The sequence below is a fragment of the Variovorax sp. V35 genome, from assembly GCF_041154465.1.
In the GTDB taxonomy this organism is placed as follows: Bacteria; Pseudomonadota; Gammaproteobacteria; order Burkholderiales; family Burkholderiaceae_C; genus Variovorax; species Variovorax boronicumulans.
Genome location: NZ_AP028666.1, coordinates 3793198 through 3811706 on the forward strand (window position 1 = coordinate 3793198; position 18509 = coordinate 3811706).

Annotated in this window: 18 protein-coding genes; 9 read left to right on the forward strand and 9 right to left on the reverse strand. The window is 68.8% G+C overall.

Features of this window, described 5'->3' with window-relative positions:
- Positions 1–25: 25 nt before the first annotated feature.
- From ACAM42_RS17575 to ACAM42_RS17610, 8 genes are all read right to left on the reverse strand, one after another.
- On the reverse strand, positions 26–655 hold the full coding sequence (locus tag ACAM42_RS17575; protein WP_369628874.1) for a membrane integrity-associated transporter subunit PqiC: 630 nt from the start codon (positions 653–655) through the stop codon (positions 26–28).
- Positions 652–2313: an intermembrane transport protein PqiB gene (locus tag ACAM42_RS17580; protein WP_070060642.1), complete on the reverse strand. Its 1662-nt coding sequence runs from the start codon at positions 2311–2313 to the stop codon at positions 652–654. The genes ACAM42_RS17575 and ACAM42_RS17580 overlap by 4 nt, the downstream gene beginning before the upstream one ends.
- Positions 2310–3053, reverse strand: coding sequence for a paraquat-inducible protein A (locus tag ACAM42_RS17585; RefSeq protein ID WP_369628875.1), 744 nt, complete (start codon positions 3051–3053; stop codon positions 2310–2312). Before ACAM42_RS17585 ends, ACAM42_RS17580 begins: the two co-directional genes overlap by 4 nt.
- The gene (locus ACAM42_RS17590; RefSeq protein WP_369628876.1) at positions 3050–3694 is read right to left on the reverse strand and encodes a paraquat-inducible protein A; all 645 of its coding nucleotides are present in this window, start codon (positions 3692–3694) and stop codon (positions 3050–3052) included. The genes ACAM42_RS17585 and ACAM42_RS17590 overlap by 4 nt, the downstream gene beginning before the upstream one ends.
- 20 nt (positions 3695–3714) lie before the next feature.
- Positions 3715–5145: an MFS transporter gene (locus ACAM42_RS17595; RefSeq protein WP_369628877.1), complete on the reverse strand. Its 1431-nt coding sequence runs from the start codon at positions 5143–5145 to the stop codon at positions 3715–3717.
- A gap of 1 nt (position 5146) precedes the next feature.
- Positions 5147–6364 (reverse strand): multidrug effflux MFS transporter, encoded by a 1218-nt coding sequence (locus ACAM42_RS17600; protein ID WP_167395025.1) that lies wholly within the window; start codon positions 6362–6364, stop codon positions 5147–5149.
- Positions 6365–6463: 99 nt separating this feature from the next.
- Positions 6464–7075, reverse strand: coding sequence for a pyridoxamine 5'-phosphate oxidase family protein (locus ACAM42_RS17605; RefSeq protein ID WP_369628878.1), 612 nt, complete (start codon positions 7073–7075; stop codon positions 6464–6466).
- The gene (locus tag ACAM42_RS17610) at positions 7072–8247 is read right to left on the reverse strand and encodes an MFS transporter (RefSeq protein WP_369628879.1); all 1176 of its coding nucleotides are present in this window, start codon (positions 8245–8247) and stop codon (positions 7072–7074) included. The genes ACAM42_RS17605 and ACAM42_RS17610 overlap by 4 nt, the downstream gene beginning before the upstream one ends.
- Positions 8248–8325: 78 nt before the next feature.
- Here ACAM42_RS17610 and ACAM42_RS17615 point away from each other — a divergent pair, with 78 nt between their 5' ends.
- Together ACAM42_RS17615 and ACAM42_RS17620 are read left to right on the forward strand one after the other, a co-directional pair.
- Positions 8326–9207 carry a LysR substrate-binding domain-containing protein gene (locus ACAM42_RS17615; protein ID WP_307638180.1) on the forward strand — a complete coding sequence of 294 codons (882 nt, stop codon included), beginning with the start codon at positions 8326–8328 and terminating at the stop codon, positions 9205–9207.
- Positions 9208–9285: 78 nt separating this feature from the next.
- Positions 9286–10506, forward strand: a complete 1221-nt coding sequence (locus tag ACAM42_RS17620) for an MFS transporter (protein ID WP_369628880.1) — start codon at positions 9286–9288, stop codon at positions 10504–10506.
- 10 nt (positions 10507–10516) lie between these two features.
- Here the strand turns inward: ACAM42_RS17620 and ACAM42_RS17625 are convergent, their stop codons facing one another.
- Positions 10517–11074: a methylated-DNA--[protein]-cysteine S-methyltransferase gene (locus ACAM42_RS17625; protein ID WP_369628881.1), complete on the reverse strand. Its 558-nt coding sequence runs from the start codon at positions 11072–11074 to the stop codon at positions 10517–10519.
- Positions 11075–11114: 40 nt separating this feature from the next.
- On the opposite strand from ACAM42_RS17625, the gene ACAM42_RS17630 reads away from it, so the two are divergent.
- The 7 genes from ACAM42_RS17630 (at position 11115) to ACAM42_RS17660 (ending at position 18492) form a co-directional block, all read left to right on the forward strand.
- Positions 11115–11270: a hypothetical protein gene (locus ACAM42_RS17630; RefSeq protein WP_369628882.1), complete on the forward strand. Its 156-nt coding sequence runs from the start codon at positions 11115–11117 to the stop codon at positions 11268–11270.
- 125 nt (positions 11271–11395) lie between these two features.
- Positions 11396–11929, forward strand: coding sequence for a GspH/FimT family pseudopilin (locus ACAM42_RS17635; RefSeq protein WP_369628883.1), 534 nt, complete (start codon positions 11396–11398; stop codon positions 11927–11929).
- Positions 11926–12525, forward strand: a complete 600-nt coding sequence (gene pilV / locus ACAM42_RS17640) for a type IV pilus modification protein PilV (RefSeq protein ID WP_369628884.1) — start codon at positions 11926–11928, stop codon at positions 12523–12525. The genes ACAM42_RS17635 and pilV overlap by 4 nt, the downstream gene beginning before the upstream one ends.
- A complete protein-coding gene (locus ACAM42_RS17645) occupies positions 12522–13526 on the forward strand; it encodes a PilW family protein (protein WP_369628885.1) in 1005 nt (334 codons plus the stop codon). Before pilV ends, ACAM42_RS17645 begins: the two co-directional genes overlap by 4 nt.
- Positions 13523–14131 carry a PilX N-terminal domain-containing pilus assembly protein gene (locus tag ACAM42_RS17650; protein ID WP_369628886.1) on the forward strand — a complete coding sequence of 203 codons (609 nt, stop codon included), beginning with the start codon at positions 13523–13525 and terminating at the stop codon, positions 14129–14131. Before ACAM42_RS17645 ends, ACAM42_RS17650 begins: the two co-directional genes overlap by 4 nt.
- Positions 14132–14135: 4 nt before the next feature.
- Complete coding sequence (locus tag ACAM42_RS17655) at positions 14136–14639, forward strand: type IV pilin protein (protein ID WP_369628887.1); 504 nt, start codon at positions 14136–14138, stop codon at positions 14637–14639.
- 49 nt (positions 14640–14688) lie between these two features.
- Complete coding sequence (locus ACAM42_RS17660; RefSeq protein ID WP_369628888.1) at positions 14689–18492, forward strand: pilus assembly protein; 3804 nt, start codon at positions 14689–14691, stop codon at positions 18490–18492.
- Positions 18493–18509: the final 17 nt, after the last annotated feature.

The following is an 18509-nucleotide window of genomic DNA, read 5'->3' on the forward strand; positions in this document are numbered from 1 at the left end:
CCCCCGTCGGGGAAAGGTGAAAGCCTCAGGTCGCGCACGCCGTCGCGCCCGGGTTCGTCCGCGCCGCGTTCACGCTGCGCGCCATGGCCGCCGCCGCCGCGGCCGTCACGCGCTGCGCACCCTGCGCCAGCGCGTCCATGCCGCTGCCGGTGGCCTCGCCCGCGTCGAGCCGGCACACCAGCGTGCGCGCCTCGTCGGAGCGGCGCAGGGTCCAGGTGAAGCCGGCGTCCACGCGCCCGCCGTCCACCATCTCGAACTGGCGCACCTGCACCGCCACGCGCCACACGGGCTGCGAGGTCTGGCGCCCGCCCTGCGTGACGTCGAGCGCGCCGAGCCGGCTGGCAATGCCGCTGCCGAGCGCGTCGCGCAGCTCGTTCTCGAAGGACGAGGCCCAGCGGTGCTGCTCGAGCACGTCGACCTGCACACCGCCGGTCGGGCGGCGCACCACCATCTGCGGGCGCGCCAGCCGCTCGGGCACGGCCACGGGCGCGAGCTCGATGTACAGCGGCGCGGCGGCATCAGGAGTGCGCGGCGCCGCGTCGGTGAGCGCGGGCGGGCTGGCCAGCGTGTAGTAACTGTCGGGCTTGCTCGCGCAGCCTGCCAGCAGCAGCAACGCGGCGGCGCCCGCGAGCGCGAAGGTCGTCGTCGTCTTCATTTCTTGTCGTCCGGTTTGCCGCGCAGCAGCGATTCGGGATGGCGTTCGAGGTAGTCGGTCAGCACGCGCACCGAACCGGCGGCGCGCGTCAGCTCGCGCAGGGTCTGGCGCATGTCCTGCTGCAGCGGCGAGTCGTCGGCCAGCGTGCGTTCGGCCGAGTTGACGGTCTTGCGCACGTCCTTCATGGCGGCGGCCAGCTCGGGCGTCACGTCGCTGTTGATGCGGCTGACGGTCTGCTCGGTGCTGGTGAGCGTCTTGTTGAGCGTGGCCAGCGTGGTGCGCAGGTCGGTGGCGATCTGCTCGTAGGGCACCTTGTTGAGCTTGGTGGCGATTTCCTGCACCTGCGACTGGATCTCGTCCAGGCCATTGGCGATGGTCGGCAGCTCGATCGGGCTCTTCGACAGGTCGATCTTCGCCGGCGGCGCCTTCGGGAAGAAGTCGAGCGCCACGTAGACCTGGCCGGTCAGCAGGTTGCCGTTGCGCAGTTGGGCGCGCAGGCCCTTCTCGGCCAGGAAGCGCAGCCGTTCCTGCTGCGTCGCGCGCGACTCCGTGGCCTGCGCACCGGCACCACTTTCGCGGCGGCGCAGGCGGTCGGGGTAGATCTGCACCAGCACCGGCATGCGGAACTCGCGCTCGGCGCGGTCGAACTCGACGCCGATGGATTTCACCTCGCCCAGCACCACGCCGCGGAAATCGACCGGCGCGCCCGGCGTGAGGCCGCGCAGCGACTGGTTGAAGTACATCAGCAGCGTCTGCGAGGGGCCGTCGGGCTCCTTCATAGCGGCGCTTTCGTCCTGCGCCAGCACGAAGGCGGTGTTCTCCTTGGCCAGCGGGCCCATGGCATCGTCGGGCGCCTGGAAGGCGATGCCGCCGAGCAGGATGGTGGCCAGCGACTGCGTGCGCAGCGTGAAGCCGCTGGCGCTGAGCTGCGCGTCGATGCCGCTGGCCTGCCAGAAGCGCGTGTTCATGCCGACGAACTTGTCGTACGGCGCGTTCACGAACACCCGCAGCGTGACGCCGCGGCCGTCGCCGTCGAGTTCGTAGGCCGCGACCTGCCCGACCTTGATGCGCCGGAAGTACACGGGCGAGCCAACATCGAGCGAGCCCACGTCGCGTGCGCGCAGCAAAAACTGCTGGCCTGAGTCGCCACGCGTGACGATGGGCGGGGCTTCGAGGCCGGTGAACTCGCCCGCGGTTTCCTTCTCGACACCCGCGTCGGCGCCGATGTAGGCGCCCGACAACAGCGTGCCCAGGCCCGAGATGCCCGAGGTGTCCAGCCGCGGCCGCACCACCCAGAAGCGCGAGTCGGCCGAGGTGAAGCCCTCGGCGTCCTTGTTGAGCTGCACCAGCACGCGCACGTGCGAGCGGTCGCGCGCCAGCCGCAGGCTCTGCACCAGGCCGATCTGCACGTCCTTGTATTTCACGGCGGTCTTGCCGGCTTCGAGGCCCTCGGCCGTCTTGAAGGTCAGCACGATCTCGGGGCCGCGCTCCATGAGGATGCGGGCCACCAGCGTCACGCCGACCAGCGCGGCGACGATGGGAATCAGCCAGATCAGCGAGGGCAGCCATTCGCGGCGGCGCGCCACTTTCGGCTTCGGCAGCGCGGGCGGGGCCGACGCTGCCGGACGGTCTTGCGGTTGCGTGTCTTCTTCACTCATGCGATTTTTTCTTCCCTGCTTTCAATCTGTCGTTCGTCCGTGTCTGCTTGCGGCACCGGGCCGTCCCACGTCAGGCGCGGGTCGAAGCTCAGCGAGGCCAGCATGGTCAGCACCACCACCGCACCGAAGGCCGCAATGCCCACGCCCGCGGTGATGACCGCGAAGCCCTGGATCTGCACCAGCCCGGTCAGCAGCGACACCACGAACACGTCGAGCATCGACCAGCGCCCGATGATCTCGATGATGTGATACAGCTTGGCCCGCTCGCGCCGGCGCCAGTTGCTGCGCCGCTGCGCCAGCACCACAAGCAAGAGCAGTACCGCCAGCTTGAACAGCGGCACCAGGAAGCTCGCGATGAACACGATGGCCGCCAGCCCCCACGCGCCTGACACCCAGAAGTAGATGACGCCGCTGAGGATGGTGTCGTACTGCGCGCCGAACAGCGTGCGCGTGATCATCACCGGCAGCAGGTTGGCCGGGATGTACATGATGCAGGCCGCGATCAGGAAGGCCCAGGTGCGGTTCAGGCTCTGCGGCTTGCGTGTGTGCAGGTGCGTGCCGCAGCGGGCGCAGGCGTCGCCATCTTCGGCATCGCGCCAGACGGCGGTGCAGTGCGTGCAGACGTGCAGGCCGAGCGCGGCGGCCGTCGGCATCGGGTTCTCGTGGTCGTGCTCGTCGTCGGCCTGCGCCTCCCAGGGACGTGCCGAGGCCAGGCGGGCGGGCAGCCCGCGCACGTTCATGCGCGCACCTCCGGCGCGGCTGCATCCTCTTCATCGGCTTTGCGGAAAGTCATCTCCCAGAACGCGCCGGGGTTGAACGACAGCACGGCCGTGAGCGTCACGGTGAGCGCCACGAAGGCCCACAGCGCGGGGCCCGGCACCACCGTCGCCATGCTCGACAGCTTGACGATCGCCACCAGCACGCCGAGCAGGAACACCTCGATCATTCCCCAGGGCCGCAGCGACTGCATCATGCGCACCAGCACCGCGAAGCCCCAGGGCCGGTGCGCACGGGCCAACGGCACCAGCAGGTAGGCCAGGATGCACAGCTGCAGCAGCGGAAACAGGATGGTCGTGGCCAGCACCAGCAGCGCCACCGGCGACATGCCCTCGGCGCTCAGCACCACCACCGCGCCGGCCAGCGTGGTCTGGCTGCGCAGGCCCTGCAGCTCGATCTCGACGATGGGAAACAGGTTGGCGATGGCGAACATGATCAGGCTCGCGACCGTCAGCGGCAGGATGCGCCGCTGCTGCGCACCCGGGTGCCGGTCGAGCTCGGTGCCGCAGCGCGGACACTCGGCCACGTCGCGCGGCGCCAGCGGCGTGCGGGCGTAGACCGCGTCGCAGCCCGGACAGATCACGGTGTCAGGTACTTCCTTCATGAGGCCGTACCCTACCTTATTCAGGCATGCGGACTTGTCGTCTTCAGCCGCAGACTGCTGAAAACCGCCGCCACCGCCGCACAGCCCGCCGCCAGCACCAGCGCCACCACCGGGCCATGCCCGCCGTGCGGGCTCCAGACGCTGAACACCGCCGCCAGCACCACGGCCCCGAGCGTCTGCCCCGTGAGCCGCGCCGTGCCCAGCATGCCGCTGGCCGCACCACTTCGGTGCGCAGGTGGCGAACTCACGATGGTGTGGTTGTTGGGCGACTGGAACAGGCCGAAGCCCAGGCCGCACAGCGCCATGCGCCAGGCGATGTCGGCATTGCCCGGATGCGCCGGCAGCGCCGCCAGCAGCGCCAGGCCCGTGGCCAGCAGGCCCAGGCCGATGCCGCCCAGCAGCCCGTCGGGATAGCGCCCGATGAGCCGCCCGGCGATGGGCGCCATCACCACGATGGCCAGCGGCCACGCCGTGATCAGCAGGCCGGCCTCGATGTGGCTGCGGCCGTACACGTCGAGCAGCAGGAACGGCAGCGCGATGTAGGCCAGCATCTGCGCGCAGAACGCCGCCACCGAGGTGCCCATCGACAGCGCGAACACCGGGATGCGCAGCAGGTCGATGGGAAAGAGCGGCACCGCCTGCGTGCGCTGGCGCCGCAGGTAGACGAAGCCCACCGCCAGCCCGGCCGCCAGCGTGGCCCAGGCCGACCACGGCGTGCCCGTGGCCTGCACCCCGCCCTCGCGCACGCCCAGCTGGTCCACGCCGAGGAAGACCAGCGAGAACATCAGCACGTTGAGCGTCACGTCGACCAGCGAGAAGCGCGCGCCCGCGGCCGGCGCCGCGCGGTTGAACGGCAGCGCGCGCATGCCGAGTGCGAAGGTCACGATGCCCAGCGGCACGTTGATGGCGAAGAGCCACGGCCACGACGCTACCGACAAGATCGCCGCCGCCACCGAAGGCCCGGCCACCGACGAGGTGGCGACCACCAGCGAATTGATGGCCATGCCCCGCCCCAGCTGCGCCGAGGGGAACGTGAGCCGCACCAGCGCCGCGTTGACGCTCATGATCCCCGCCGCGCCCAACCCCTGGAGTGCGCGCGACGCGATCAGCGTGCCGAGCGAATTGGCGAAGGTCGCGGCCAGCGACGACACGGTGAACACCGCCATGCCCACGAGGTACACGCGCCGGTAGCCCACGAGGTCACCCAGCGAGGCCAGCGGCAACAGCATCACCAGCGTGGCGATCTGGTAGGCGTTGACCACCCAGATGGCCTGTGCCGGCGTGGCCTGCAGCTCGCGCGCGATGCCGGGCAGCGCGAGGTTGACGATGGTGCCGTCGAGCACCGAGACCGTGAGCCCGAGGATGATGACCAGCATCGCCCAGCCGCGCGCGGGCGCGGCCAGGCCGTCGAGCTGGGCCTGCGGACCGTTGCCTGTCATGGCGACCGTCATGTCAGGCCTCCTGCGCCCTGCCCCCGGTCGGCTCCGAGCGCACACCGCCGAGCGTGAGCCAGGTCAGCACCAGCGCGATGAGCGCGCCTGCGGCCATGCCCGCCACCATCGGCAGCGGCCGGCCGTTGGAGAACAGGCCCACCACCGCCATCGCCAAGGCGCCGGTCAGCATCTGCAGCGTGCCCAGCAGCGCCGAGGCCGTGCCGGCGATGGCGCCGTGCATCTCGAGCGCGAGCACGCCGGTGGTCGGGATCACCAGGCCCATGAAGCCCGAGGCGATGAAGTACAGGACGATCAGCACCCACAGGTTGTCGCCGCCCATCGCGAAGTACACGAACATGGCGACCATCGCCACGCCGCAGCAGGCCACGCCGAACTTGACGAGGTTGACCAGCCCGTAGCGCTCGCCCAGCGAGCCCGTGAACTGCGAGGCCGCGATGAAGGCCGCCGCATTCACGCCGAAGGCCACGCTGTACATCGCGGGCGACAGGCCGTAGTGGTCGATCATCACGAACGACGAGTTGGCCAGGTAGGTGAAAAAGCCCGCCATCGCGAAGCTGCCGATGAACACCAGCCCGAGGTAGTGCCAGTCGCGCAGCAGCAGCCAGTAGGCCGACAGCGCGCTGCCCAGGCTGCTTTCGACACGCTCCGAGGCCGGACGTGTTTCGTCGAGCAGCTTGACCATCATGGCCAGGCCCGCCACCGCGGCGATGGTGACGGCCCAGAACACGCCGCGCCAGCCGGTGAAGGCAATGACCAGGCTGCCCGCGAGCGGCGCCAGGATCGGCGACACGCTGAACACCAGCATCAGCAGCGACATCAGCCGCGCGGCATCGGTGCCCGTGTGCAGGTCGCGCACCACGGCGCGCGGAATCGCCATGCCGGCGGCGGCGCCCAGGCCCTGTACGAAGCGCAGCGCGATCAGGGTCTGGATGTCGGTCGCCAGCGCGCAGCCCACGCTGGCCAGCGCGAACAGCACCAGCCCGGCATACAGCGGCGGCTTGCGCCCGACCATGTCGGAGATCGGGCCGTAGAGCAGTTGGCCCGCGCCGAGCGACAGGAAGAAGGCGGTGAGGCTCATCTGCACCGCGCCGATGTCCGCATGCAGGCTCTGCCCGATGGCGGGCAAAGCCGGGAGGTACATGTCGATCGCGAAAGGCCCGATGGCGGAGAGCAGGCCCAACAACAGGGCCATTTTGAAGAACGGAGAAGAACGCATTGGGTCGATTGTGGCGAAGGCTCGCAATCGGTGCAGGCGTGGGGTCGGCGGCTTTCGCCGCTAGTGCATTCGTTCTACCGGGCGGTACGCCGCGCCCCTTCAGTACAGCGTGGCCTGCTGGCGCGCGGGCAGTTCGCGGTCGTAGGTGACGCCGTCGAAGGCCGCATCGGTCAGCGCCGAAAGGATGGCACCCGGCGTCGGCACGGTGCGCGGCGCGTCCTGCGGCACCGGCGCCCAGAGCTTCGAACGCTGGATCGCGCGGGCGCACTGGAAGAACACGGTCTCGACGGCGATCTCGATCACGCACTGCGGCGCGCGCCCTTCCACCGCGAAGCGCGCCAGCAGCTCGGGCGCCACGCTGATGCGTGCGCGCCCGTTCACGCGCAGCGTCTCGCCCACGCCCGGAATCAGGAACAGCAAGGCCACGCGCGGCTCGGTCACGATGTTGCGCAGGCTGTCGATGCGGTTGTTGCCGCGCCGCTCGGGCAGCAGCAAGGTCTTGTCGTCCTGCACCGCGACGAAGCCCGGGGCGTCGCCGCGCGGCGAGGCATCGAGCCCGCCGGGGCCTGTGGTCGCGAGCACTGCGAACGGCGACGCGGCGATCAGCGCCTGGTAGCTCGGGTGCAGGTACGGCACTTCCTTCTTGAGCGAGGCTTCGCCCGGCTGGCCAAACAGGGCTTCGAGTTGCGCAACGGTGTCGATGGTGGTCATGGGGTGATGTTCTCCTGGATCGGGGTGGGTGGCGATGCGCGCCGGACACAGGCCAGCGCCGCCACCGCCAGCAACAGCGCGGCACTGCCGTAGATCCACGGCGGCGAGGCAAGGGGCAGCAGCACGCCCGCCAGCAAGGGCCCGGCGCCCGCGCCGATGTCGCGCCAGACCGCGCGGGCCGCGAGCGCCCGCACGCGCTCCGGTCCGGGCGTGCGCCGCGCCACGATGGGCGGCAGGAGTGGCAGCTGCAGCGCGCGCAGCACTACGATCAGCGCCGCGCAGCTCCACAGCCAGCCCAGGCCGAAGCCCACGAGCGCGAGCGACGTCACCAGCGACAGGCTCACGAGCAGGCGCTCGGCGCCGAAGTGCTCCGCCATGCGCCCGCCCACCGGCCCGAGAAAGATTTCCGCGAGGTAGCGCAGCGCCATCAGCACGCCGGCCACGATCACCGCACCGCCGGGCAGCAGGTCCTTGCCGAGGTACGACAGGCCCACAATGAACAGGCCGTCGAGTGCCAGCCCTTCCATGAAGGACCAGCCGTCCAGCGCGTTCGGCCGCGAGAAGCGCCGTGTCGGCGCTGCGCTGTGGTGCGGCTTCGACGGCAGCCGCCGGGTGACGAACAGCGCGAGCAACGACACCACCGCCAGCACGCCGAAGATCGCGCGCGGCCCGACCGTGTACGCCAGCAGCGCGCCGAGCGGCAGCGCGAGCACTGGCCCGGTCGCGATGAAGGCGCGCGAACGCCCACTGCGCCGCGCGGCACCGAGCGGGTCGGCCGTGGCCAGGGCCTGTGTCGACAAATTGAGCGCCGCGAAGCACAGGCCCCAGGTCAGCCGCAGCGGCAGCAGCGCCCAGAAACCCGAGAGCGTGGCGTAGCCCAACCCGCAGCAGGCGGCGGCCACCACGGCCAGCGTGCAGCTCGCCCGGTCGCCGTGGCGCGCATAGAAACGCGCGACCCAGCCGTAGCCCGCGATGCGCACCAGCCGGTTGGCCGCCAGCAGCAGACCGACCTCGGCCAGCGAAACGCCGAACTGCGACGCGTACATGGGCAGCAGCAGGTACAGCACCACATCGGCCGGCAACGACAGGCCAAGCGCCATGGCGGCGTGGCGGGAATCCAGGTCGGTGGAACGGACGGGAACGGCGGGAGAAAGCGGTGGTGCAGCGGACATCGAGCCCGTATCGTGCCCGCTCGCAACGCCCGCCGACAAACGACATTCCCGCGCGGCATGCGTGAGAAAATCGCACGCATGCCGCTTCGCGAACCGCCCCTCCATGCCGTGCGTGCCTTCGTGGCGGCAGCCCGCCACCTGAGCTTCACGCGTGCCGCGGTCGAACTGCACGTGACGCACAGCGCGGTGAGCCGGCAGATCAAGAGCCTCGAAGCCTGCCTGGGCGTGGCGCTGTTCGAGCGCCGCATCCGGCAGGTCACGCTGACGCCCGAAGGCCAGCAGTTCTTCGCGGAGACCGAACCCGCGCTCGCGCAGATCCACGCAGCGGCCCGCGCGCTGCAGCTGCAGGGCCCGGCGCGCGCGGTGCGCATCAATGTGCGGCCGTCGTTCGCGGTGCGCTGGCTCATTCCCCGGCTGCCGTCGTTCGTGGAACGCCATCCCGATATCGAGCCGCAGGTCGTCACCAGCACCGTGATGCCCGAGCAGGCCACGGACAGCTTCGACATCGCCGTGCGCCGCGGCCTCGAGGGCTGGCCGTCGTCGATCCAGGTGCGCCCTTTCCTCGAAGACGAAGTGCTGGTGGTCGGTGCGCCCGCGCTGTTCAAGGCGCAGCCGCTGCCCGACCTGCGCGCCCTCGCTTCGCACGTGCTGCTGTCGGCGCGCACGCGCAAGGACGATTGGGACGACTGGAAGAAGCAGGTCGGCGCACCGCGCGCGCGGCCGGCCGGTCGGCTGCAGTTCGATCACCTGCACTTCGTGCTGCAGGCCGCGGTCGACGGCCTGGGCATCGCGCTGGCCCCGACCTCGCTGGTGGCGCACGACCTGGCGTCGGGCCGGCTGCAGTCGCCGTTGCCTGAATTGCGGATGACGCTGGAGCGCTACTACTACGGCCTCGCGCCCGATGCGGCGCCCGAGGCGGTGTGCGTGGCCGAGTGGTTCGAGCAGATGAACGCGGGCTGAGGCTTCCACGTCCGTAAACGGCCAGCGGCAGACGGGCGCGGCCCCGAGGATGCGGTCTTTGTCTTCGTGCCACGCCCCATGCCCTCGCCTCTTCCCCGTTCCTTCTCCCACCTTGCCTGGGCCAATCTCGCGGCGCAGTCCGCCGAACAACTGAGCCTCGCAGCCGTGCCGCTGGTGGCCGTGCTCGCGCTCGGCGCCGGGCCGGGCGAGATCGGCTTTCTCGCGGCGGTGCAGACGCTGCCCTTCCTGCTGGTCTCGCTGCCGATGGGCCTGCTCGCGGACCGCATGTCGCGCCGTCGCTTGATGGTGTGGGCCGAGGGCCTGCGTGCGGTGTCGCTGCTGGCCTTGCTTGGCATGGTGCTGTCGTCGACGCTGGGCATCGGCGGGCTGGCTGTGCTCGGGTTCCTCGGCGCGGTCGGCACCGTGGGGTTCAGCGTCGCGGCGCCCGCGCTGGTGCCTGCGCTCGTGCCGCGGGAGGCGCTGGCGCGCGCCAACGGGCGGCTGGAGCTGGCGCGCAGTGCCGCCTTCACGGCCGGGCCCGCGCTCGCGGGCGCGCTGGTCGCGTGGGCCGGTGCCTCGTCGGCCTTCGTGCTGGCGGCGGTGCTGTCGGTGGCGGCCGTGGGCCTGTTGTTGCGCTTGCACGAAGCGCCCCGCCCCGCGGCCCCGTCGCGCCATCCGCTGCGCGACGTGCACGATGGCGCGCGCTTCGTCTGGCAACACGCGTTCCTGCGGCCGATGCTGATGACCGGCGCGGTCTTCAACATCTCGTGGTTCGTGCTGCAGGCGGGCTATGTGCCTTATGCGGTGCGCGTGCTGGGCCTCGGCGCGCAGGCCGTGGGCTTCACCCTTGCGATGTACGGCGCGGGCATGGTGGTCGGTGCGCTGCTGACCTCGCGCGTGACGGCGCGGCTGCCTTTCGGGCGCGCGATCCAAGTTGGGCCGGCGGTGGCGGTCGCCGCAGCCGCGACGATGGCGGCCACGCTCGTCGTGCCGACCGCCTCGCTGGCCGCGCTTTCGTTCTTCCTGTTCGGCGCGGGGCCGATGGTCTGGGTCATCACGTCGACCACGCTGCGCCAGAGCGTGACGGCCTCGGCGATGCTGGGCCGGGTGTCGGCCGTCTTCCTGACGGTGAATGCAGGCGCACGCCCGGTCGGCGCGGCGCTCGGTGGCCTGGTGGGCGCCTTGTGGGGCGAGCCGGCCTGCCTGCTGCTGGCGCTCGCGGGCTTCGTGCTGCAGGCCGCGATCATCTTCGGCTCGCGCATCGCAGGACTGCAGCAACTGCCCGTGCCGGCAGCTTGACCGTTCAAGCTCAGAACAGCGAGCGCGTTCCGCTCGGCGTGGCGCCTTCGATGTCGAGCATGCGCAGCTTGGTCAGCGAGCCGCCGCCCGCCGAGAAGCCGCCGGGCTTGTTGCCTGCGGCCAGCACGCGGTGGCACGGCACGACCGGCGCGAAGGGGTTGTGGCCCATGGCCTGGCCGACCGCGCGCGACAGGCCCTTGTCGCCCAGTGCTTCGGCCACCTCGCCGTAGGTGCGCGTCTGCCCCGGCGGAATGCGCCGCGCGATGGCATAGACGCGCTGATGGAACTCGGACACGCCGCGCATGTCGAGCTCGATGTCGCACAGGTCGTCGGTCGCGCCTTCGAGCAGCGCCTGCACACCCGCGATGGCATGTTGCGCGCGCGGCGACGGCGGGGCTTCCTCCAGATCAGGAAAGCGCCGGTGCATGCGCGCACGCGTCGCGGCCTCGCCCCGCTCTTCGGGCAGCTGCACACCGACCAGCCCCTGCGGCCCCCAGGCCAGCGCGCAGACGCCGATGGCGGTCGGGAACAAGGCAAAGCCGGAATCGGAAGGGGATGCGGCAGTCATCGAAGCATTGTGATTCAAGGTTGAAAAACGACGCGCGGACATGAGCGCGAAGACCTCTTCCGCAGAAGAGAAAAAGTACCAGCCGAAGACCTCGAAATACCAGACTTTCATTCGGCGCTTCGAGGCATTTCCGCTCATCCTTTCGAACGCACCGAATGTCGGCAAGCCGTTGTCGGACATGTGCATCGCCGCCTAGTCTCGCGCCCAGAAGTTGTCGGCTGAAATTCCAAAACAACAGGGAGACACATGCACATGAGGCCACGCGATTCTTCGCGGCCGGCGCGGCTGCGCGACCAGCGCGGACTGACGGCCATCGAGCTGATGGTCACGCTGGCGATCCTCGCGATCCTGATCGGCATCGCGGCGCCTTCGATGACGCGCTTCATCGTGCAATGGCGGCTGTCCAACGCCGTCAACGCCGTGACCGGTTCGTTGCGAACCGCACGCACCGAAGCCATCGCCCGCGCAAGACCCGTCGTCGTCTGCCAATTGCGCGCAGGCACCGCGGTCGAGTGCGAAACCGGCTCGGGCGGCAACGATTTCGCGGCCGGCTGGATCGTCTTCGCCAAGAACGACCGCGACGGCGACTTCGCCTATTCCGAGTCGACAGACGAAGTGCTGTTGCGACAGGACGCACTGCCTGCCATCGCGAAGATTGCCCTGGGAAAAGCCGGCCGCTTTGTCTTCCTGCCCAATGGTCTGGTGAGCTCGGGGAGCAACAGCATCACCGTCGATGCCCCCGGATTCGAGACGGCCAGCACCACCCCATGGGCACGCAAGACGCTGTGCATCAGCAAGCCCGGGCGCATCCGCTACGCCGCGGATGGCGAAGATTGTTCGGGCAACGACGAATGAAGCGCCCCACACAACAACACGGTGCCACCCTCATCGAGGTGCTGGTCGCCATCGTCATCCTGGCCATCGGCCTGTTCGGCATGGCCGGGCTCACCTCGGCAGCCCTCAAGTACAACCAGTTCTCGCGCATGCGCGCCACGGGCCTGAGCCTGGTGAACGACTACGCGGAACGTGCCCGCGCCAACCTCGCGGGCTTTGCCGGCTACACCCACGCCAAGGCCTACAACGCCAGCACGCGCGAGGCAGCCTCCACGGACCCCACGCCGCCGCCCGCCGCCTGCGAGGTCGACACCTCCGTTCCCGATAGACCGGTCAACACCTGTGGCGCGGCCATTGCCGCCTACGACCTCGCGCAGTGGCTCACCAATGTCGGGAACCGGCTGCCTGGCGGCACGGCCTACGTCACGACGGAACTGGTCGACGCGGCCTCCGGCGTGAACGGCCTGCCGGCCACGCGCGTGCTGAACATCTGGCTGATCTGGCGCGCCATCGCGGAGGACGCGGGCTTCGCGCAGCACCAGGCCTGCCCCATCGCCGGCGCCAACATCGCGGCCCCGGCAGAGGTGAACTGCATGTACTTCCGGGTCACGCTATGAGCGCCGTCTTCACTGCTCCCCCGCGCAGGCGCAATCCGGCCCGTGGCTTCACGCTGATCGAACTGATGATCTCGCTGACGATCGGGCTGGTGATCCTGGCCGCCGCTCTGTCCACGTTCTCGACCTCCAGCCGCAGCAGCCAGTTGTCGCAGGCCGAGACGCAGTTGAACGAGGACGGCATCCTCGCGCTCAACCTGATCCAGCAGCAACTCAAGCAGGCCGGCTATTCGCAGCAGCTCATCCCGAGCAACGGCGCCACGGTGATGGGCAACTACGCCGGCCCCGCCGTGCGCGGATGCACTGGTGGATTCACCGACGCCGCAGCCGCTTTCGACAAGCTGTCGTGCACGGGCAAGGGCAGCGACGCCATCGCCATCCGCTACGAAGCCACCACCGACAACACCATGCCCACGGGCACCGACGCCAAGCTGGCAACGAACTGCCTGGGCAACGGCATCAACGCCCTCACGCCGTCGCAGGTGAACCCGCCGCCCACGCCGGCACCCGGCGCGCCCCCACCCGACAACTACGCCCTGGCCGACAACCGCTATCTGGTGACCGACGCGAGCACGGCGCCGATGCTGTCCTGCCGCGGCATGGAAAAGCGCGACGCCGTCAACGCCATCGGCCCCTCGCAGCCGCTGCTGGCCAACGTCGAGAGCATGCGCATTCTCTATGGCGTGGCCAGCCGTCCCAGCATCGAGCTGGCGGCCACCTACGACCCGCTGCGACACCAGATCGTCAAGTACCTGGATGCCGCGGGTGTCGATGCCCTGCCCGGCAGCGGCGTTCTTGCCGATCTCGCCGAAGACCGCTGGAGCCGCGTGCTGAGCGTGCGCGTGTGCCTGCAGATGCGCAGCGACCGGCCGGTGCGCGACGTGCCCGACGGTGGCCTTGCCTACAAGCGATGCGACAACACCGACCGCACCGGCACCGACGGCTACCTGCGCAGGACCTTCACCACCACGGTGCTGCTGCGCAACCGCCTGATCACCCCATGAACACGAAGCCATCCCCTCTTCCGCGCCGCATCGCCGGCCGTGCGTACGAACGCGGCGTCGTACTGATCGTCACGCTGATCCTGGTCGTGATCCTGTCGCTGGTCGGCACCTTCGCGATCCGCAATGCCACGCAGAGCGAGCGCAGCGTGAACGGCATCCGTTCAACCGAGGTCGCGCGCGAGGCCGCCGAGACCGCGCTGCGTTTTTGCGAACAGGTGGCCATCTTCGACGGTGACGACAAGGACTACACCGAGTACGCCTCCGTCGGCATGCGCGCCCGGATCATCACGACCCCCATCGGCTCGGAGTTCGACGAAACCGCGGCATGGCGCAAGAAGGCCAGCTGGGTGGGCAACAGCGCGATCGTCGTTCCGAAGGCCTACGTCAACAAGAAGCCCACCGGCACCACGGTCGACGCGACGCCCCTGGAGATCGAACCGCGCTGCCTCATCCAGAAGATCGCCACCACCTCGACGCCCAGCCTGACCGGCTACCTGATCACCGCCCGGGGCTTTGCCAACAACGCCAGGTTCGAGACGTCGACCGGCATCGCCACCCAGGGCGCGGAAGCATGGCTGCAGTCCGTGCTGACGCGCGATAAATGACTTCGTGACCTCCATCGCCATGACACTCCTGCCTCCTGCATCTTCACGCTCCCGCCGCGGCTTCACGCTGATCGAAGTCATGGTCGTCGTCGCGATCGTCGCCATCCTGGCCGCCATCGCGCTGCCGAACTACCAGGAGCACGTGCGCCGCTCCAAGCGCGCCGAAGCCCAGGGCATTCTGATGGAGGCCGCGCAGTTCATGCAGCGCTACTACTCGGCGAACGATCGCTACACCGCTGCCGCGGGCGATGCCGGCGAGGAGACCGAGCAGAAGAAAGGCGCAGAGAGCCTGTTGCCCAAGGCCTTGCAGCAGTCGCCGAAGTCCGGCGCCGCCAACTACACCATCGCCGTCTTCGCGCGCGACACCCCACCCAGCTTCATCCTCAAGGCCACCCGCACCGGCAGCATGACCGGCGATCGGTGCGGCACGCTGACCTTGAGCGGCCTGGGTGTGAAGGACATGGACGACGAGGTCGCGGGACTGCTGACGAAGGAGTGCTGGCGATGAATCTCGCACGCCTTATCAGCGCCCCACTTTCAACCGCAGGGAAAACCGCATGACCGCCACGCGCCCGCTTCTTGTTCCGGCACCCGCCAAGGCCGCACGCACGCTGCGAGCCTTCGTCAGTCTCGCTGTCGCGTGGAGCCCAGCGCTTCTTCCCGTCGGCGACGCGCTGGCCGCCACGACGCCGAGCCAGACCCCGCTGTACAACGCCGTGCCGGGCGCCAAGCCCAATCTGATGTTCGTGCTGGACAACTCCGGGTCGATGGACGACGAGATGCAGGACGGGTATGCGGTCAACGACCAGTGCAAAGGAGAAGAGAAGGATTGCAGGGGCAAGTTCGGGTGGTATTCAATGCGGTCCAGCAACATCAACACCCAGTACTACAACCCCGCGATCACCTATAGCGCCAGAGTCGATGCGACCGGAAAGGAAAAGTCCAACCCGGTTTCCTTCGTGGACAACCAAACGTCCACCGACAAAAGGCCTCTGAACGAAGCGGGGATGACGACAAGCACCAAGAAGTTCACCTACGTTCTGTGCAAGAACAACGATTGTTCCAGCGAGGCCAATCGAACAGTCAGCACCATCGGGGCGCTCGATGTCGGCAATGTCCCCTTGCCACCCGGACACAGGCGAACCGACTGCGGGAGCGCCAACGAATGCACCGCGGTGCTGGAGCGCAAGAACATCGCGAACTGGTACACGTGGTACCGCAACCGCGCCCTCGCCGTCAGCACCGCCCTGGGCCTGGCGATGCAGAGCTACGACAACAAGTTCAGGGTCGGGTACGTTCAATACAACCAAAGCGTGGCGGAAGTAGATCCGAGAAACCCGGCCAAACCCGCCGAGCACATCGTCAGCGGCGTCAACTACTTCAAGGACGAGTCCACCGCTTCGGGGCAAAAATGGAAGTCCAGGTTCTATAGCTGGATCTACGACATCGTCCCCAACGGAGGAACGCCAAGCCACAACGCCCTGAGACTCGCCGCCAACTACTACGCGGGCAAGGAGACCGCGACCTATGCCGCCTCCTCACTGACCAGCCCCTGGAAGAACGATCCCAACGACGTGACGAGCGGCGAGCTGAGCTGCAGGCGCGCCTACGCCATCGTGCTGTCCGATGGCGCCTGGAACTCGGGCACGGCGCAAGACATCGACACGCGCTACACAGCCACGACCGCCAGCACCAACTACGACGGCAAGCCGTCCGGCAGTGCCGCGAAGTTCAAATACGACCCCAAGGGCGCTCCCGCCCGCGACAGCCTGGACCTGCCCCAAAGGTTGAGCGCCAGAAACCTCTACATCCCCTACAGCGATGGCGGCACCAGCAGCAACGGTTTCGCCGACCTCACGGCCCGCTACTTCTGGCACACGGATTTCTCCAGCACGCTGTCCAACGACGTGCCACCCGTGGAGGGTCAGCACAACCCCACCTTCTGGCAGAACATGACCACGTACACCATCGGCTGGGGCCTCACGCCCTCGGGCGATTCCCCCCTCAAGAAAGGGCTGACGTGGGCGCAGATCGAGAAGTACAACAGCGACTGGCTCGCCGGCAATCCGGCCACGCCGCCGCAGTGGGCAACCGGCAACCTGAACCTCGACGGATCGGACGCGGGCGACGCCCGGCGCGTCGATGACTTCATCCGCGCCGGCTTCACCGGCGGCGGCCGTGCCTACAGCGTGTACTCGGGCGAGGACGTGCGCCGCGCGCTCGACAACGCCTTGAGCAGCATGGTCGGCTCCGGCAACGACGCCGGCGTGGCGGTATCGGGCAACAGCAACGAGTTCCAGACGCTGCAGGGCCAGTACAAGTACACGACCGAGTACCAGACGGCCGACAACAGCGGCGACATCAAGGCCTTCGCGCTGAATGCCGACGGCGCCAACGCTGTCTTCGACGATGCCGGAAAGCCGAAGCCAGCCTGGTCGGCAAATGCCAGGATGCCGGCCGTGGACAAGCGCACGATCCTTGCCCTCTCAAACTACGACCCCAACACCCCCGGGAACGCCCAGCGGACGGCGCTCACCTACGGCACCCGGCTGAGCGACCTGCCGAGCGATCTCCAGACCCTGCTGAATGCCGACAAGCAGCAGGCCACCGACGAACGCTTTGTCCGTTACCTGCTGGGCGAGGACCCGCAGAAGGATGTCGGCGACACGGTCTACCGGCTGCGCAGGCAGCCCATCGGCGCCTCGGTCAACTCACCGCCGGTGTTCGTGGGGGGACGCTTCGACATGGGCTACGGCACCTTCGGCGCGGTCGACGGCAAGGACACCTATGCCGACTACAAGGCGCTCAAGACCACGCGCCCTCCCACCATCTTCGCGGCCACCAACAACGGCAAGGTCCATGTGCTGAACGCCGGCAGGAACGATGCCGCAGGCAGCGAGCTGGCCGCGTTCATGCCCAAGGGCGCCATGGCCTCGCAGATCGACCTCGCCGGCGCGAACTTCCGCTTTCGCTACACGCTCGACGGCCCGCTGGTCGAGCAGGATGTGTACGACAAAAACGGCCAGACCCCCGCCGGCGAAAAGAACACCTGGCGCCAGCTGGTGCTGGGCACGGGCGGACGCGCGGGCCCTTTCATGTACGGACTGGAATCGCCGTTGAACAACGCCGACCGGACCCCAGGCAAGGAACACTTCCTCTGGGAAGTGAACAACAAGCACAAGGACTATCCCCACCTGGGCCATGTGACCAACAACCCCGCCGCGGGCCAGCTGGACGACGGCACCTGGGTGATGCTGACCGGCAACGGCCACTACCCCGAAACGCAGAAGGTCGGGCTGTACGTGGTGGAGGCGCTCACCGGCAAGCTCAAGCAGTTCATTCAACTCCCCACGGGCTATGGCGGCGAGGTCAGCGGCGGCAACCGCGGCCTGGGCGGCGTGGTCGCGGTGCGGGACAGCACCCGCCGCATCGTGGCTGCCTACGCCGGCGACGCCAACGGCAACCTGTGGCGCTTCGACCTGCGAAGCGCGAAGCTCGCGGCCTCCGTTCCCAGGCGGCTGTTCACCACGCCACAGGGCAGAAAGCAGCCCATCTATGCCGCGCCGACCTGGCAGGTCCACCCGGGCGACGGAAGCACGTGCACCTACAGCGCCACCTCGCAGTGCGGCGCCATCGTGGTGATCGGCACGGGCATCCTGCTCGACGAGGACGACCTGGCGATGCCGGCCACGAAGCAGGCCCTCTACGGCCTCTGGGACCAGACCCCGATCGGAGGTGACGACAAGGCCGGTGCCGCGCTCAGCACCTCGAGCCTCGTGACGCAAACCATCATTCCTGTGGCGAAGACCGGCGCCGGCATCGAGGAGGGAAAGGACTTCTACCAGCTCAGCACGAATGCCGTCGATTGGAAAACCAAGAAGGGATGGCAACTGAACCTCGGCACCATCACCCACCCCGGCGCGATGGCCAACGGCGAGCGCGTGGTCGGCGACCTCGCCAACCTGGGCAGCAGCGTGATCGTCTCGTCCTTCCTGCCGGAGGACAAGAAACAGGGCATCGAGTCCTGCACGGCCACGGGCAGCCTGCCCAACATCATCTACGTGCTCGACGCCCTCACCGGCAAGAACAAGAACTCCTTCGACGTGGATGGCAACGGCAGCTTCGACGCGTACTCGGTCGTCTCGATCCCCACCGGCGGCTTCACGCGCGGCAACGTGAACTCGCGGAACATGGTCGGCCAGCCCAACGAAGGCCAGCCGGACGGCAAGCCCAGGAGCAGCTGCACCAACGAAACCGGCTTTCTCACCGGCGTGGGCGGCACGCAGAAAGCCGGTGACGGCTGCCCGGACTCCCGCACCTGGCGCCGCAGCTGGCGCCAGGTGGTCTCGCCACCCTTCTGAGTTCCGAAAGAGAAAGC

Bases quoted from the DNA above. Each gene is read 5' to 3' on its own strand.
- ACAM42_RS17575 (WP_369628874.1), bottom strand. From the start codon at position 655: ATGAAGACGACGACGACCTTCGCGCTCGCGGGCGCCGCCGCGTTGCTG.
- ACAM42_RS17580 (WP_070060642.1), bottom strand. From the start codon at position 2,313: ATGAGTGAAGAAGACACGCAACCGCAAGACCGTCCGGCAGCGTCGGCC.
- ACAM42_RS17585 (WP_369628875.1), bottom strand. From the start codon at position 3,053: ATGAACGTGCGCGGGCTGCCCGCCCGCCTGGCCTCGGCACGTCCCTGG.
- ACAM42_RS17590 (WP_369628876.1), bottom strand. From the start codon at position 3,694: ATGAAGGAAGTACCTGACACCGTGATCTGTCCGGGCTGCGACGCGGTC.
- ACAM42_RS17595 (WP_369628877.1), bottom strand. From the start codon at position 5,145: ATGACGGTCGCCATGACAGGCAACGGTCCGCAGGCCCAGCTCGACGGC.
- ACAM42_RS17600 (WP_167395025.1), bottom strand. From the start codon at position 6,364: ATGCGTTCTTCTCCGTTCTTCAAAATGGCCCTGTTGTTGGGCCTGCTC.
- ACAM42_RS17605 (WP_369628878.1), bottom strand. From the start codon at position 7,075: ATGACCACCATCGACACCGTTGCGCAACTCGAAGCCCTGTTTGGCCAG.
- ACAM42_RS17610 (WP_369628879.1), bottom strand. From the start codon at position 8,247: ATGTCCGCTGCACCACCGCTTTCTCCCGCCGTTCCCGTCCGTTCCACC.
- ACAM42_RS17615 (WP_307638180.1), top strand. From the start codon at position 8,326: ATGCCGCTTCGCGAACCGCCCCTCCATGCCGTGCGTGCCTTCGTGGCG.
- ACAM42_RS17620 (WP_369628880.1), top strand. From the start codon at position 9,286: ATGCCCTCGCCTCTTCCCCGTTCCTTCTCCCACCTTGCCTGGGCCAAT.
- ACAM42_RS17625 (WP_369628881.1), bottom strand. From the start codon at position 11,074: ATGACTGCCGCATCCCCTTCCGATTCCGGCTTTGCCTTGTTCCCGACC.
- ACAM42_RS17630 (WP_369628882.1), top strand. From the start codon at position 11,115: ATGAGCGCGAAGACCTCTTCCGCAGAAGAGAAAAAGTACCAGCCGAAG.
- ACAM42_RS17635 (WP_369628883.1), top strand. From the start codon at position 11,396: ATGGTCACGCTGGCGATCCTCGCGATCCTGATCGGCATCGCGGCGCCT.
- pilV (WP_369628884.1), top strand. From the start codon at position 11,926: ATGAAGCGCCCCACACAACAACACGGTGCCACCCTCATCGAGGTGCTG.
- ACAM42_RS17645 (WP_369628885.1), top strand. From the start codon at position 12,522: ATGAGCGCCGTCTTCACTGCTCCCCCGCGCAGGCGCAATCCGGCCCGT.
- ACAM42_RS17650 (WP_369628886.1), top strand. From the start codon at position 13,523: ATGAACACGAAGCCATCCCCTCTTCCGCGCCGCATCGCCGGCCGTGCG.
- ACAM42_RS17660 (WP_369628888.1), top strand. From the start codon at position 14,689: ATGACCGCCACGCGCCCGCTTCTTGTTCCGGCACCCGCCAAGGCCGCA.